General features: G+C 69.9%; 10 protein-coding genes and 1 pseudogene. 7 read left to right on the forward strand and 4 right to left on the reverse strand.

What is annotated here, in order from left to right:
• Positions 1 to 49 precede the first annotated feature (49 nt).
• The 7 genes from AB0J58_RS27615 to AB0J58_RS27645 all read left to right on the forward strand — a co-directional run bounded on the left by AB0J58_RS27615 (position 50) and on the right by AB0J58_RS27645 (position 12,632).
• Complete coding sequence (locus AB0J58_RS27615) at positions 50 to 1,459, forward strand: Ldh family oxidoreductase (protein ID WP_343963237.1); 1,410 nt, start codon at positions 50 to 52, stop codon at positions 1,457 to 1,459.
• Complete coding sequence (locus tag AB0J58_RS27620; protein ID WP_343963239.1) at positions 1,456 to 2,175, forward strand: polysaccharide deacetylase family protein; 720 nt, start codon at positions 1,456 to 1,458, stop codon at positions 2,173 to 2,175. The genes AB0J58_RS27615 and AB0J58_RS27620 overlap by 4 nt, the downstream gene beginning before the upstream one ends.
• Positions 2,154 to 2,972 (forward strand): glycosyltransferase family 2 protein, encoded by an 819-nt coding sequence (locus AB0J58_RS27625; protein ID WP_364220669.1) that lies wholly within the window; start codon positions 2,154 to 2,156, stop codon positions 2,970 to 2,972. Before AB0J58_RS27620 ends, AB0J58_RS27625 begins: the two co-directional genes overlap by 22 nt.
• A gap of 201 nt (positions 2,973 to 3,173) precedes the next feature.
• Entirely contained in the window at positions 3,174 to 5,117 is a 1,944-nt protein-coding gene (locus tag AB0J58_RS27630; protein ID WP_364220672.1) for an ATP-grasp domain-containing protein, read from the forward strand.
• Positions 5,114 to 6,406 (forward strand): MFS transporter, encoded by a 1,293-nt coding sequence (locus tag AB0J58_RS27635; protein WP_364220675.1) that lies wholly within the window; start codon positions 5,114 to 5,116, stop codon positions 6,404 to 6,406. Before AB0J58_RS27630 ends, AB0J58_RS27635 begins: the two co-directional genes overlap by 4 nt.
• Complete coding sequence (locus AB0J58_RS27640; RefSeq protein WP_364220678.1) at positions 6,403 to 9,552, forward strand: amino acid adenylation domain-containing protein; 3,150 nt, start codon at positions 6,403 to 6,405, stop codon at positions 9,550 to 9,552. The genes AB0J58_RS27635 and AB0J58_RS27640 overlap by 4 nt, the downstream gene beginning before the upstream one ends.
• The gene (locus AB0J58_RS27645; protein ID WP_364220681.1) at positions 9,549 to 12,632 is read left to right on the forward strand and encodes an AMP-binding protein; all 3,084 of its coding nucleotides are present in this window, start codon (positions 9,549 to 9,551) and stop codon (positions 12,630 to 12,632) included. Before AB0J58_RS27640 ends, AB0J58_RS27645 begins: the two co-directional genes overlap by 4 nt.
• Before the next feature lie 91 nt (positions 12,633 to 12,723).
• On the opposite strand, the gene AB0J58_RS27650 is transcribed toward AB0J58_RS27645, so the two are convergent.
• The 4 genes and pseudogenes from AB0J58_RS27650 to AB0J58_RS27665 all read right to left on the reverse strand — a co-directional run bounded on the left by AB0J58_RS27650 (position 12,724) and on the right by AB0J58_RS27665 (position 16,069).
• Entirely contained in the window at positions 12,724 to 13,362 is a 639-nt protein-coding gene (locus AB0J58_RS27650) for a 3-oxoacid CoA-transferase subunit B (protein ID WP_364220684.1), read from the reverse strand.
• Entirely contained in the window at positions 13,362 to 14,057 is a 696-nt protein-coding gene (locus tag AB0J58_RS27655; RefSeq protein WP_364220687.1) for a 3-oxoacid CoA-transferase subunit A, read from the reverse strand. The genes AB0J58_RS27650 and AB0J58_RS27655 overlap by 1 nt, the downstream gene beginning before the upstream one ends.
• A pseudogene (locus AB0J58_RS27660) lies at positions 14,054 to 14,293 on the reverse strand (3-oxoadipyl-CoA thiolase); the annotation flags it as partial. The gene AB0J58_RS27655 and the pseudogene AB0J58_RS27660, both read right to left, overlap by 4 nt.
• 39 nt (positions 14,294 to 14,332) lie before the next feature.
• A complete protein-coding gene (locus AB0J58_RS27665) occupies positions 14,333 to 16,069 on the reverse strand; it encodes a CocE/NonD family hydrolase (protein WP_364220690.1) in 1,737 nt (578 codons plus the stop codon).
• Between the last annotated feature and the right edge of the window lie 14 nt (positions 16,070 to 16,083).

The following is a 16,083-nucleotide window of genomic DNA, read 5'->3' on the forward strand; positions in this document are numbered from 1 at the left end:
TCAAGATCATCTTGCTGCCGCATCCTCCCGTCGAGGCCCGGGAGCGCACATGCTGAAAGTTGACGATCTTGTTATCACGGTCGGCGCCAAGGGGAACGAGGTGGTGCTGCTGCGCGGTGCGGATCTGCGGATTCCGGCCGGCAGCAGCCTGCTGATCCAGGGCGAACGCGGATCGGGAAAATCGACTCTTTGCAAGGTGCTCTGCGGCGAACTCGAGCCACGGTTCGGAACGGTGGAATCAGACGCGCTGATCATCGATGACGCCGATGCCATGGACCCCACGGTGCTGGCCGACCTGCTCGACCGGCGTACGAGCCAGGGCAAGACGACCGTTCTGCTGGCCACCGACGGATCCTTGCCCACCGATCGGGTCTGTCGGCTCGCCCGGGGAACGTTGTGCTACATCGACGAGGAAAGCCGGTCGGTTCCCGAACCGCTGCGGGTGCCGCCCGCGACGCTGAAGGAGCGATCGGCCGCCGCGCTCAGGGCGGCCGGCAGCAGTGACGAGACCGCCACGCTGGTGGCCGACGTCCTGGTGGAAGCGGATGTGCGGGGCCACCACTCGCACGGTGTGGGCCTGCTGCCGACCTACCTGACCCGAGTGCGCCAAGGGGGGATCGACCCGCTCGCCGAGCCGGTGCTGACCGAGCAAGGAGCCGTCGCCCGCGTCGACGCGCGGAACGGCTTCGGCCAGCCCGCGGCGGCGATGGCCGCGGACTGGTGCGCGGCCACCGCCGCCCGGCTCGGCGTGGCCGCCGTGGCCGTTCACTCCAACAACCATGTGGGAATGATGGCGGCCTACCGCTGGCCTTTCCAACGGCAGGGCGTCGCCGGACTGCTGTTCAACATCTCAGGGCCGAGCCTGGCCGCGCCCGGAGCGGCACGACCGACGCTCGGCAGCAACGCGATCTGTATGGTGACGCCCACCGCGGCCGTCGAACCCTTCGTGGTGGACTTCGCCACCGGCGTGGTCTCCATCGGCAAGATCCGTGCTGCCGCGCAGCGCGGTGACCAGGTTCCGTCGGAGTGGTTGCTGGACAGCCGGGGAAGACCCTCCTCCAATCCACTGGACCTGGAAAAGGGCGGCTCCGTCCCGGTCTTCGGTGACTACAAGGGACTGTGCGTAACGCTCATCGCCGAGGTGATCGCGGGCATTCTGGGGGGCCACACCGTGAGTCCGCTGGTGGTCAAACAACGCGCGGAACCCGGCCGCCCGATGGGCTGCACACAGTTGTTCGTCGGCCTCTCCACCACCGCCTTCGGGCTGGACGCCGAACGGACCTCGATCGACAAGCTGTTGCAGACCCTTCGGGACGCGGTACTGGCCGGATACCCAGGACAGCCGCCCACGCCGTACTTCCCGGACCAGGCAGAGGCGGCATGGACGGCCCGCGCCCACGAGACGGGCATTCCCGTCCCGGCGGCCGTCGCGACGGCGCTTGGGTGGAGCGAGCGGTGATCGGGCCCGCCACGGCTCGGGCGCTGCGCTCCTCCGCCCCGGGCTGGCCCCTGGTCCTCTATTTCCACCACGTACATCCGGAACTCGTGCACTACACCTCACTCACCCCTGACGACTTCGAACGCGGCCTTGAGACGGTGCTGTCCCGGTACGGGCCGGCGCTCCCCCCGGAAGCACTCGATGATCTGACCGCGCTGCCGGACGAACCCACCGTGCTCGTCACCCTCGATGACGGGCATCGCGACAATCTCGACCACGCCCTGCCCATCCTCGACAGGCTGGGGATCAGAGCGGTCTTCTTCGCCATCACCGAGATGGCGGAACTGGAGGCGCAGCATGCCCGGCACCTGAGCTGGGCCGAGCTGACCGATCTGCACAGGGCGGGGCACGCGGTCGGCTCGCACACGGTGACGCACCGGATGTTGCACCAGCTCGCCCCGGTCGAACAGCGCAGGGAGATCGCGGACTCGCTGGCGGCGATCCAGGCCCGGCTGGGGGCGGTCCGGCCCCTGCTGGCCTACCCCTACGGCTTCCCTCCGACCGTTGACGCGGTCCCGGCCGGGACACTCGGCTTCGGCACGGTGAAGGCGGACCCGCTGCCATGGACCGTCGCCCCGCAACGAATCCGCCGTACCTATCTTCCCTCGGACGACCAGCACGCCTGGCCGTGGCTCTGCGACGAATGGAGGCGACAGTGGAACCGCGAATCACAGTGATCATCCCGAGCAGAGACCGTTATCGAGACCTCCGGCGTTGCCTGAACGCCCTGGCGGAATGCAACACCGCGCTGCTGTACGAGGTGCTCGTCGTCGACGACGGTTCAAAGCCGCGAATCACCGACGCGGTGCAGGTGGCCGGCCTGCCGATCCGGCTGCTGCGCAATCCGCGGCCGATCGGCGCCATGCCGTCCCGGTCCTTCGCCGCCGAGCAGGCGGTCTCACCCGTGATCGCGTTCCTCGACGACGACGCTCTTCCCAGGGCGGACTGGCTCGACCAGATCGATCGCGAACTGACCGCCGACCGAGGCGGCGTCACCGGCAGGGTGCTGCCCTTCGACAGTGGCGTGGTCTCCAGGGCCCGGCAGTCTCGCTACCTCGACCGGTACAGGGGGCTGCGGCCGGGGCAGGAGGTGCGTTTCTTCGCCGGGGGAAACGGGGCCGTCTGGCGCGAGGCCTTCCTGGCGGCCCGCGGAGATGTCGTCAACGCGCCGGGCAGCGACAACGACATCGTCGCGGGGCTGGCCGCGATGGGCCTTTCGGTCAATTTCGTACCCACGATGGTGATCGTTCACCGCAACAGCAAGGGCCTGATGCGTGCCGTCCGGGACGCCTACGGCGCGGGCCGCCGCCACCCCGAACGGCTGACGATGGCCGTCGCGGTCCAGCAGGTCCTGGGCTCCGCCTCGGGGCGGGATGTGCAGACCCGGCTCGTCAACTGGGCGCTCAACCTCGTCCACCTGGCAGGCCGCCGCGGATCCCGTCGGCTGGCCGTGCCGAGCACGAGGGAGCGATGACACCACGGAGCGGTGCTCCAGGCCGGCCGATCAGGGGGAACGCTCGGGAAAGTGTCTTCGAGCTGGGCGGCCGCCTGCTCAGGCCGGCACGGCGAACAGGGGCGCGACACGTCATCTCCGCCGAACGGATCCCCGATGACCGTGGAGACCGCACAGATCAACTGCACCTGTTGTTTCGGTTGATGAAACGAGGGACATGATATGAACCGTCACGTTCTGGTCGTTGGGAATGGTCGCGAACTGCCCGCGTACATTCACCAGGTCGACCCCGAGGCGCGCACCTCCGTACTCGTCCGCAATGACGTGCTGAAGCGGGTCCGCGACGCGTCCCTGCACGCTCGAATCGTGGGAGTCTCCTCAACCGACGACTCCTCGTGGATCGCCATGGCGAGGGCGATCCACGAGGTCGAGCCTGTCACCCACGTCGCCAGTTTCAGCGAGAAGGACCAGGACAAGGCGGCCGCTGTGGCGAGCGCGCTGGGACTGGGAATGCACTCCGCCGAGACGGTCAGAGCAGTCCACGACAAGCTCCACATGCGTGACCGGCTGACCGCGGCCGGCATCCCCGGGCCCTTCGCCGGACAGGTCGCCTCGCCAGGCGACATCACCGACTTCGCGGACCGCCACGGATATCCCGTCGTGGTGAAACCGGTCATGGGCGCGGCCAGTTCAGGGGTCACCGTCGTGCACCGCCCGTCCCAGGCCGAGGCGGCGTGGAAGTGGGGTCTCGCGGCCGAGGACGCCGCGGACGGCAGGCTGATGGTGGAGACGTTCCTGGACGGCCCCGAGATCAGCGTCGAGGCGTTCTCCGAGCGGGGGGAACACCTCATCGTCGCGATCACGCTGAAGGTGAAGGACCCCGTCCACTGTGTGGAACTCGGCCACATGATCCGCGGTGAGCTGCCGCCGGAGACCGAGCACCTGGTCCGCGAGACCGTGACCGACGTACTACGCGCGCTGGACGTGCAGAACGGCCTGACTCATACCGAGATCATTCTCACCGATGAGGGGCCGAGGCTGGTGGAGACACACCTGCGGCCGGCGGGTGACCTGATCCCGGAGACGATCCGGGACACTCACGGGTTCGACCTGCTCGACCTCTTCGTGCGCCAGTCGATCGGTGAGAGCGTGATCGACCGGCTCCGTCTCGGCCACCGGGACCTTGAGTCGAGCGACCGCTACGCGGCCGTCTGGTACCGGGTCCCCGATCGGAGCGGCCGGGTGGTCGCCGTTGAGGGACTCGCCGAGGCGGGCTCGATCGCCGGCGTCCTGTCCGTGGAGCTCGAGCTGGAGGTCGGATCCGACGTGGTGGAGGTTCCGCGTGACTCACGGGACCGGCTGCTCGTCGTCCGGGCCATCTCGCACTCTCCCGCTCACGCCCTCAAAATCGCCCGCACCGCCGCCGAAACGGTGACGGTGACGATCGACGAGGCATCCGGTTCCGAGGCCACCCGTGAGGTCCGGGCCTCGGCCTCCGTGGCGGAGAAGGTGCGGCAGGCGTACGCCACGCTGAACCCCGCCGGCTCAGGACCATTGGCTCCGGTGGCCGTCGAGGCGTTGACCGAGGCGTCCGTCGCCGGCTTCGCGTTGCGGGCCGCGGAGACACACCGCTGGGACGACGGCCGCATCCTCCCCGCGGAGGTCCTCGAACGGCACCTGGCCGAGTTGGCGTTCGAGGCGCTGACCGCCGTCGCCCTCGCGGCCCCGGGCCGGATCGACGTCGGGGCTTCCATGGACGAGGTCGCCCGGGCCGCCGGACGAGACCTGGACTGGTTCGACGCGCCGGAGGATCCGGGACGCAGGGACGCCCTTCGGGCGTCGCTCGACATCGCCCGGTTGCCGGAGAGCCGCGCCGACGACCTGAAGGCGGCCCTCGCTCGACGGGTCGAGCAGTTGCGGGACGCGCTCGACGACGAATGGAGCCCCCAACCCGACGTCTGCCTGGCCGCTCTGCCGCTGTTCTCCAGGCCGGTGGCCGACGTCCTGGTCTTCGTCGCCCTCGGGTGTGACACGAGGTGCAGCGACGTGGTGTTGCGCCGGTTCGGCCATCGGTACCTCGGCCGTCAGGCTCCCGAGGGCCTCACAGCACGCCACCTGGAGCGCTCGGCCGAGATCCTCGCCGGGGTACTGGACGGACAGGCATGAACACCGACCGTAAAAAGATCATCGACATCATCCCCCCGGCGGGAGCGGCGCGCGTGCTCGTCACGAGCGGCTTCGTCGGCTCCATCGGAACCGGGATGTTCCTGACCGGCAGCGTGCTCTACTACACGCGCGTGATCCACCTGTCCCCGCTACAGGTCGGTCTGGGGCTGTCGCTCGCCGGACTGATCGGGATGTTCACGTCCGTCCTCCTCGGCCGCCTGGCCGACCGGACCGGGCCCCGCGTCATCCTCGTCGGCCTGCACATCTTCCGGATCTTCGCGTACATCGGTATGGCGCTGGTCGCGAACTTCTGGCAGTTCCTGATCGCCGTCGTGCTGGTCACCAGCGCCGATCGCTCGGGCCCGCCCGCGAACCAGGCGCTCGTCGGGCGCATCTTCGAAAAGACCGAGCGGCTGCGGACGATGGCCTACCTGCGTGCCTTCCGGAACGTCGGGCTGGGACTCGGCGCCCTCCTGGCCGGGCTCGCAGTGGAGTCGGACGCGTCGTGGGCCTACCGGCTGCTGGTGTTGGGCAACGCGATCTCCTTCATTCCGATGGCCTTCCTGGTGGCGAGACTGAAGCGGTTCGAGAGGCCGGTACCGGCGGCGCAGGACCCGGTGGACGAACCTTCGAAACCCGCCGTCGCCCTCGCACGGCCACTTCGCGAGATTCCCTTTCTGAGTGTCTCCCTCGCCAACGGGTTCCTGATGCTGCACGACAGCATCCTGTTCGTCGCCCTCCCGCTGTGGATCGTCGGATACACCGAGGCACCGCCGTTCATGGTGGCGGTCGTCCTGATCATCAACACCATGTTCACGGCGTTCGGGCAGGTCTGGTGGACGCGCATGGCCGAGTCCCTGTCCGACGCGACGCGGGCGCTCACAACCTGCGGTATCGTGCTGGCCCTTGCTTCGGCGGCCATAGGAGTGGCGCACTACGGTAACGCCCTGACCGCCTCCGTGCTCATCGTCGTCGGCGTCCTGCTGCTCACCGCCGGTGAGAACCTGCACGCCGCCGCGGCGTGGCAGATCTCCTACGACCTCTCCCCGGCCGGACAACAGACCCAGTACCTCGCCGTCTTCAATCTGGGTACCAACGTGCACGACACCGCCGGGCCGATGGTGATCACAGCGCTCGGCGTCTCCGCGGGCCCGCCGGGATGGCTCGGTCTCGCCGCGATCTTCCTCCTGGCCAGCACGGCCGAGCGGTACTCCGTCGGGTGGACCAGCCGTACCAGGGCCGCCGCGGCCCTCTCCGGCCGCCTCCATGTCTCGGAGGCGACCCGATGAACCGTCCGACCACTCTCGCCGAAGGTCTCGCGACGGCGGCGATGCGATACCCCGACCGTCCGGCGCTCATCGCCGAGCGGACGTGGAGTTTCACCGAACTCGCCCGCGATGCCGACATCGTGGCCGGAGAGTTGCACCGTCTCGGCCTCCGGGCCGGGGACCGGGTGGCGATGGCCCTGCCCAACAGCGGACGCGCGCTCGTGCTGCTGGCCGGCCTGGCCCGGGCCGGCCTCGCCGTGGTGCCCTTCGACGATTCTGTGCCGGCCGCCCGCCTGGTCGCGCAGGCACAGGACGTGTCAGCGAAACTGCTGGTGGTCGAGGAGCCTCGGGACGGTCTCCTTGAGGTCGGCTGCCCAGTGGTGACGCTTCGCTCCCTCTTCGGCTCGGCCGCCGCCGAGGCCGACGCGCCGCCGGTCGGTCGTCCGGACGGCACGCACGAGGCCTACGTCGTCTACACGTCTGGTTCGACCGGGGTCGCGAAGGGCGTGAGCGTGTCACACGCCGCCATAGCGGCCCACGCGGCGCACGCCGTGGACTACTTCGCGCTGCACCCCGGTGATCGAGTCCTGCAGTTCGCGTCCCTCGGCTTCGACGTCGCCCAGGAGGAGATCTGGCCCACCTGGTTCGCCGGGGCGGCCGTGGTCGTCAAGTCCGTCGCGCTCCCCGACTCGGCGGACCTCTCGGCGATGGTCCGCGAAAGCGCGGTGACCGTACTTCAGCTCCCCACCGCCTACTGGCGGACGGTGACGGTTGAACTGCCGGCGGTCTCCCGGGGGGACTTCGCCTCGGTGCGACTCGTCGTGGTCGGCGGAGAGGCCGCCGCCCTGACGGACCTGCGCCGCCATCTGGGCTCGGCGCTGGGCGCCGCGGTGCTGGTCAACGCCTACGGGCCCTCCGAGAGCGTCGTCACGTCAACGGCGTTCCGCTTCGACCCGGGCGACGAGTTGCCGGTGGATGAGAGCGGCCTTCCGATCGGCACCGCCTTCCCGGGGCGACGCGTGTCAGTGGTGCGATCCGACGGACGTCCGGCGGCATCCGGCGAGGAGGGGGAGCTCTACATCCATGGCCTGCTGGCCGACGGGTACGTCGGCCGGCCCGATCTGACCGCCGATCGCTTCGCCCCGGCCGGCCCGCCCGGACCCGACCGGACCCCGGAACGCCGTTACCGCACCGGTGATCTCGTCCGCGTCCTGAACAGCGGCGACCTGGTGTTCACCGGCCGGACGGACGACCAGGTGAAGCTCCGCGGGTTCAGGATCGAGCTGGGGGAGGTGGAGGCCGCCATCCGGTCGACCGGGCTGGTCGCCGACGCGGCGGCGGCCGTCCTCTCGCGCAGTGGCGCCGAGCCCCGACTCGGGGCACTCCTGGTCGGGGCGGGCGGAGCGGACACCCCCGACACGGCGCTCCTGGCCGGACGCCTGGCGTCGATCCTTCCGCTGCCTTTCGTACCGACCGTCTGGGCGCGAGCGGATCGGATCCCGTTGACCTCCTCCGGCAAGACCGACCGCCTGGCGGTGGCCGCGGAGATCGGCGCCCGGCTCGAAGCCGGCGCTCCGGCCGACGAGCGGCAGGCCGGCCCGCCCCGGGACTCGAACCCCCGCCTGTCCGCGCTCGGGCAGATCTGGTGCGATGTGCTCGGTGTGGACCACGCCCGTCCCGAGGACGATTTCCTGGAACTCGGCGGCGACTCACTCCTGGCCGTGCGGTTCGCCGCCCGGGCCCGGGCGCGGGGATTCGTGATCACTCCGGCGGAGGTGCTCAGCTGCGGCACCCTGGCCGCCATCGGTGCGGCGGCGCGCGAGGCGGAGCAGGTTTCCGGACCGTCGGACTCACCCGGCCCCCGCACGGGCGAACCCGCCGAACTGCTGCCCTCGCAGCTGAGGTGGCTGCTGGACGGCCCCATCCCGGAGGCGCACCACTTCGCCCTGACGGCCCTGATGAAAATCCGGCACGACGTTCCCGACGCCGCCCTGCTCGATACGGCGACCGCCCTCCTCGACCAGCATCCAGCACTGTCCAGCCGGTTCGATCTGGCGGCCCTGCTGGTGCGCTTCGACGTGCGTGAGGCCAAGGACGTCTTCCACAGCGTCGACCTCGGCGATGGTGATCTCGCCGCCCGGCTGCTCGAACCTGCCCAGAAGGCTCAGCAAGAGCTCGATCCGGGCAACGGGGAGGTGTTCCGGATGGTGCGGTTGCGGGCCGGGACCGACCACCGCCTGCTGATCGTCGTGCACCATCTCGTTCTTGACGGCTGCTCGATGTCCCTCCTGGTGGACGAGGCCGAGGCCGCGCTCACCCGCTGGCTGGCCACCGGCCGGGCGACCCTCGACCCGCCGACCGAATCGGTGAGGTCCGTCCGCTCGGCGATCGGTTCCTACCTCGTCTCCGACCTCGCCCGCCGTGACGCCGCCGCCTGGCTGTCCGCCCCCTGGTCCGACGTCCTTCCCCTGAGCCGGCGCGAAGGCCCGGCCCTGCTGCCGTCCGTGGTCACCGTTCGGTCCGCGCTCACCCTGTCCGATTCCGACGCGATCCTGCACCGCCTCGCGCCGGCGCTGTTCCGCCCGGTCGACCTGCTGCGGGCCGCGATCATGACAGCCGTGGCCGAATGGACGGGGACGGCCACCGTGGCGATGGACGTCTACGACAACAACCGAACCGCCACGGTCGGAGACCTGGACGTCTCCCGCACCATCGGCTACCTCCAGAGCACTCATCCCGAGATCGGGGTGGTCCGGGGGAGCGGGTGCGACGCCGTCCGGAGCCTGCTGGCGGCTCCCCGGCTCGTCCCGACCCGCCCGTTCGGCTTCGACGCGCTTCGTTTTCTGTCACCGGTGGAAGAGGAGAGACGGATGCTGGCCGCGCTTCCCCGCCCTGATCTCCGGTTGAACTACCGCAGCCAGCTGGGGCGCCTCGAACAACGCGGGAGCGGCGACTCCCTCCAGAACGCCGACGAGGACACCGGCGCCCACCGGGCGGAAAGCCAGTCCGAACGCTATGCCCTGATGTTCGAAGGCGACGTCATCGACGGTGCGTTCACCGTCGGCACCAAGTTCAGCACCGATCATTTCGATCGTGCCGACATCACGGCTCTGACCGCCCGGATCGCTGAACTGTGCTCACTCACGGCCCGGGAGGTGGTGGCATGACGATGGAGGCGGCACGCCCGGCATCAGACGCCGAACGTGCGCTGCTCGACTCGTGGCGCGGCCGTTCGGTCGATCTCGGCGAGGAACAGATCGCCACGCATGTCCTGCGGCACGCTCAAGCCACCCCCGCGGCCGTCGCGGTCCGAGGCGCGGACCGCGACCTGAGCTACGCCGAGCTGGACCAGGAATCCGGCGACCTCGCACGTGTCCTGCGAACCAGGAAGGCCGGCCCCGGCTCGATCGTCGCGATAGACCTCCCCCGAGGAGTCGACCTGGTGGTGGCGATGCTCGCCGTCCTGCGCACCGGGGCGGCCTATTGCGCGATGGACGTACGCTGGCCGGTCGCCCGCCGGCAAGAAGTGATCAAGCGGATAGGCGCGGAGCTTGTCGTGGTCGGCCCCGGAGGACCCCGGAGGCATCTCGGCGCCCAGGAGGTGCCGAGCGCCTCCGGCGGATCCACCCGGGCCCGGAACGGCACGGACCCGTGCGTCGGCGTCGGGTTGGACGCCGCGTGCTGCGTGTATTTCACCTCTGGGAGTACCGGCGAGCCCAAGGCCGCGCTGAGCACGCATCGGGCGGTGCTCCGGACCATCCTGCCGATCGAGCCGGACTATCCGGACGTGCCCGTGCACATGTCCGCGACGGCGGCCGTCTCCTGGGACATCTTCACCTTCGAGATCTGGTATCCCCTGGTCCACGGGGGGACCACGAACCTCGCCACAACGGGGGCCGACGGGTACCCGTCCCCGCAGGGGCTGCGCCAGGGGATCGCAAGGGGGGTCAACGGCGCCGTGCTCACCATGGCGCTGTTCAACCTGCTGGTCGACGAGGACGTCGACGCCTTCACCGGTCTGGGCACGCTGATCATCGGCGGCGAGCGCGCCTCTCCCCGCCACGTCCGCGACTTCCTTCTCCGGCACCCCACCATTCCGCTGGTCAACGCCTACGGGCCGGTCGAGGCGAGCGTGTTCGCCACCACGCATCGCATCAGCCTCGCGGACTGCGACTCTCCCCGGGGGATTCCGATCGGCCGGGCGATTCCCAACACCGGGCTTCTCGTCGTCCGCTTCACCGGCGCCTCGACCGCGACCCGCGTCGCCGTCGGAGAGGTCGGGGAACTGCTCATCTCCGGAGACGGCCTGGCCGCCGGTTACATCGGCGAGGACGCCGGAACCGGGGCGTTCACGCCGATCGCGGTGGACGGGGAGGCGCCGGTACGGGTCTACCGCACCGGTGATCTCGTCAGTTGGCGCGCCGACGGAGTGCTGGAGTTCATCGGCCGTGCCGACCGGCAGCTGAAGATCAGCGGTCAGCGAGTCGAACCGGCGGAAGTCGAGGCGTCGTTGCTCGCGACCGGGAAGGTGCGCAAGGCCGTTGTGGTCCCCGTCTTCGACGGGGAACGCGCGAGCGGTCTGGCGGCCTACGTCACGGCGGTGAGAGCACCTCTCGACGGCCCGGCCCTGATGGCGGCGTTGCGCGAGCGCCTGCCCGCCGCCATGCTCCCGCAGAGCATCACCGAACTGCGGGAGTTCCCGCTCAGCCTGACAGGCAAGGTGGACGTCGCTGCCTTGCCCGCGCCCACGAACGCGCCGGTCGAGATGCGGGCCGTGTCCGCGGATCCGATGGTTCGCGGCCTCGCGGAGACCGTCGGCCGAACAGCCGCGGAAGTGCTGGGCCTGGACGCTCTCGGGCTCGACACGGACCTTCGTAGCATCGGCCTCGACTCGCTGGCGGCGATCCGGCTCTCTCATCGGCTGCTCGACCTGGGCATCGGTATCGGGGCCGACGTCGTACTGAGAGCGGGTTCGGCCGTGCGGATAGCCCGGGAGTCCGCAGCCGGGAACGGCTCCGAGGCGATCTCCACGATCGCCGAGGCGGGCGGGCTCAGCGATGCCCAGATCTCGCTGTGGCTGGACGGTCTCATGCGGCCCGAGCACGCCATCGGCAACGTGCTGGTGCTGGCGTACCGTCTTGTTCCGGCTCCGCCGGCCGAAGCGCTGGCCGACGCCCTGAGCACGTTCGTCGCGCGTCACGAGGCGACGAGGACGGCCATCGACACCGACCAGGACGGTCTTCCGGTCGCGAAGGCGCTGGACCGGCAGAGCGCGGTCACCGTCTCCATCGAGAAGTCCTCGCCCCCGATTCCGACGTGGCGACGCGCACATGACCTGGCCCGCCGGATCGACCTCGCGCGGGGGCCGCTGGTCGCGGCCCGGATCGACTCCGCGCCGGGCGGGTGTGATCTCACGATCAGCATCCACCACGCGTGTTTCGACGGCTACAGCGTGGCCGTCCTCGCGGACGAACTGAGCACCCTGCTCGGTGGTGCGACGCCACCGCCGCCTCGCCGGTTCACCGACATGCGGAACCCCGCTCTCGACCGGCCTCCGGCCGATGAGCTCCGGAAGTGGACGTCCCGCCTCTCGACGACCCGCGACATCGAGTGGCCGTCCTCGCCGCCGCCGGTGGACGGTGGACGGTACGGGACGGCGCAGATGAAATTCCCGGGCCAGGCCGGGGCGCGCCTTGCCGCCAAGGCGCGGGCCCATCACCTCACGCCGTTCGTTCTCGCCCTGCGGGCGTTCGCGAGTACGGTCAGGCACATCACCGGCGCGAGTGACTTCTGCGTCGGGGTGCCGACCGCAGGGCGAGACGACCCGAGAACCCGCGGCGTCGTCGGATACCTCGTCCGACAGGTCGTCGTCCCGATCGGCCCGGCGGAACTGGACGGAACACTCGACGCCCTGTCCGACACCTGGAACCGTGCCCGTGCGGTGTCCGGTCTGGGCGTCGCCGAACTGGCACGCCTGTCCCACCGAACGGGAAGGGGCCGGTCCTCTCTGTTCCAGGTCCAGTTCGCCTGGCAGAACACCATCGAACCGGTCTGGCGGATACCCGGAGTCCGGGTCACCCCCATGAGCGTCCAGCCCATCGCCGCACAGTTCGACCTGACCATGGAACTCACGCCGCTGAGCACCGGAGAGATCGAGGGAGAAGTGGAGCACGACATCGCGACCGTCCCGTCGGACCTCGCGCAGGCGATCGCCGAGGATTTCGTGACCCGCCTCAACGACCTCTGACCGAGAAGAGCCGTCACCGGGGCGAACGGTTTCGTCCGGAGGGGCACCGGACGGAACCGTTCGCCCCCTGGTAACCGGCGGGTGGGAACGGTCAGCGGACGTCGACCGCGAGCGGGACTGCCAGCCGGGTGCGAAGCTCCTCGACGGAGGTGCCGAACACCTCGAGCACGCGGACGCCGTCGGGGGTGATCTCGAATACGGCGTGGTCGGTGTAGACACGACTGACACAGCCGACGCCCGTGAGGGGGTAGGTGCAGGCGGGCACGAGTTTCGGGCCGCCGTTCCTCGCGAAGAGCGTCATCATCACGTAGACCCGCTTGGCGCCGATCGCCAGATCCATCGCGCCGCCGACGGCGGGGATCGAGCCGGGCGCGCCGGTGTCCCAGTTGGCGAGGTCACCGCTCGCCGAGACCTGGAAGGCACCCAGGACGCACACGTCGAGGTGGCCGCCGCGCATCATGGCGAAGGAGTCCGCGTGGTGGAAGTACGCGGCTCCGGGCAACTCGGTGACGGGCACCTTGCCGGCATTGGTGAGTTCGGGGTCGACCTCGTCGCCGACAGCCGCGGGGCCCATGCCCAGCATGCCGTTCTCGGTGTGCAGGACGACGCCGATCTCGGCCGGAAGGTGGTCGGCGACCTTGGTGGGCTGGCCGATGCCGAGGTTGACGAAACTGCCCGGCTCGATGTCCTGCGCGACCCGGGCCGCGAGCTGGTCGGGATCGAGTGGCATCAGCGGGCTCCCTGCACGGTGTAGTGACGCGGTTCGACCTGGACCACGCGGTCGACGTAGATGCTCGGGGTGACGACGACCTCCGGGTCGATCCGCCCCGCCTCCACGATCGACGAGACCTGGACGACGGTCGTCGTGGCGGCCGTGGCCATCACCGGGCCGAAGTTCCTGGCGGTCTTACGGTAGACGAGGTTGCCCATCGTGTCGGCGGTGTGAGCGGAGATCAGGGCGACGTCACCCTTGATCGGGTACTCGAGGACGTAGTCGCGTCCGTCGATCGTGCGGGTCTCCTTGCCCTCGGCGAGCGGCGTGCCGACGCCCGTCGGGCAGTAGAACGCCCCGATGCCCGCCCCGGCCGCCCGCATCCGCTCGGCGAGGTTGCCCTGCGGGACGACCTCGAGCTCGATCTCCCCGCGGCGGTAGAGGTCGTCGAAGACGTAGGAGTCGACCTGCCGGGGGAAGGAGCACAGGACCTTCCGCACCCGGCCGGCCTTCAGCAGGGCGGCCAGGCCCACGTCGCCGTTGCCGGCGTTGTTGGACACGATGGTGAGGTCGCCCGCGCCGTGCCGGATCAAGGCGTCTATCAGGTCGAACGGCATGCCGGCGAATCCGAAGCCGCCCACCAGAACGGTGTCGCCGTTCTTGACGACGCTCACCGCCTCGTCCGGCGATGTGAAGATCTGCGCTCTGCTCACGCTGCTCCTCCAGTGACGTTCTCGAGGACCACGGCGGGCGCCTGGCCCACGCCGACGCGGATCGCGGCGACGCCGTACCGCTCGCCCCTCGCGACCAGAACCCTGGCGAGGGTGCCGAGGATCCGGGCGCCCGAGGCGCCGAGCGGATGGCCGATCGCGATCGCGCCCCCCTTGACATTGACGATCTCGGGGTCGATTCTCCAGGCGTCCACGCACGCGAGCGACTGGACGGCGAAGGGAGTGCGGGCCGCCGCGTAGATGAACGCCATGCTCGACTACCTGTTCCCCGCCGCGGCGCGCTTCGTGAACGGCAGCACGAGCCGGGACCGGTGGGCGGCGTCGCGATAGATCTTGTGGGTGACGGGGCGGCCCACCGGCAGGTGGAACGCGTCCGGCGGCAGCAGCGAGTTGTGCTCGTCGGCCAGTGGCTCGTCGTTGGAGAGCTCCGCGACCAGCCTGTGGCCAGGCAGGAACGTCGCCGCGAACGGGTAGACGCGCAGCACGTACTCCTCGATCCTTCCCGGCTCGACCGGCACCGCGCGGGTGTGCGGGTGGTAGGGGTCGCCCTCCGTGGTGCGCTCCTCGTCGAGCTCACGGTGCGAGGCCTTGAGGTAGGCGGTCGTGATGAGCCGGCGCCTGCCGTTCGGGGCCTCGTCCCACATGCGCAGGATGAAGTTCGTGTCGGGCTGGTCGATCTCCGCGAAGATGTGCGCGGCGCCCTGACCGATCATCTCGGTGGGCTCGTCGAACGGAGCCGTACTCCAGCTCAGCGTCTCCACCTTGTCGGTCACCGTCAGCGGCGCCTGGTAGAAGCCGTCGGGGGCGGCGTACTCGGCGCCCATGGGTTCGGGCTCGAAGGAGAGCCTGTGGCGCGGGCGGAGGTGGAGCGACCTGTACTCCACGTCCTTCGGCGGCCACTGCGCGCCGGTGACGTTCTCGCGCGTGCCCTCGACGAAGACGGTGACGGCGGGCTCGTCCATGATCCCGTTGTCGATGCCCTTGATCCAGTAGTCGTACCAGCGGAACATCTTGTCGTGCTCCTCGACGAAGGGGCGCGACTGCATCGGCGGGTAGGGGCCGATGTCGAGCTTCTTCGGGCCCCTCAGCGAGTTGTAGAGCTCGATGGTGCCGTCCATCGTCCAGCCACGGCCCTGGTCGATCTGGAGCCAGACCGGGATGTCGATGTCGGGCGCGAGCGTGACCGGGTTGCGCTCCTCGTACCACTCGCCGTCGACCTCGTTCATCACGATGTCGAACCAGGCCTCGTGGTTCTTCGGGTAGTTCAGCACGTGGACCAGGTTCGGCCAGGCGGCCACGTCCGGGTCCTGGAGCCGCTTGGCGACGCGCTCCCTGATCTCCTCCGGGGAGTAGGTCTCGAGCATGCGGGATTTGACGCCATCGGTGAAGGCCCAGCCGGAGTCGCCACCGCGGCCCTCGCGGGCGGCGCGCGGCATGAACCACATGACGCCGCCGTGGTAGGTGGTCTCGTAGAAGTCGTAGTGGCCGCCGCTGACGAAGATCGCCTTGAGGCTCGGCGGCCGCTCGGCCGCCGCCAGCACCTGCATCGAGCCGAAGTAGGAGATGCCGATCATGCCGACGTTGCCGTCGCACCACGGCTGCGCCGCGATCCACTCGATGAAGTCGTACGCGTCCTGGCCGAGCGGGACACCACCGGCGTTGTAGTTGCCGATGTGCTCGCCCTCGGATGCGCCGGAGCCGCGCAGGTCGCCGATGACGTGGACGTAGCCCTCCTTGACGACGCGCGCGATGTCGCCCGCCTCCACGCAGCCGTCCCACATCGGGCTGGGGCGCCGCTGCGGCGGCGTGGTGAGCGCGAGGGCCTGCAACTCCTTGCCGTACGGGCTGAGCGCCACGAGCGCCGGACGCGGCCGGTCATCCGTGCCCTGGTAGGCGTCGGCGGCCAGCGTGACGCCGTCGCGCATCGGCACGCGGAGGTCCTTGCGGACGGAGATCTTGTCCTGTCCCGCCTGGATGATCTGAAAGTCGGCCACGGATGCCTCCTCTG

This window comes from Streptosporangium sp. NPDC049644, from assembly GCF_040675205.1.
GTDB lineage: Bacteria > Actinomycetota > Actinomycetes > Streptosporangiales > Streptosporangiaceae > Streptosporangium > Streptosporangium fukuiense.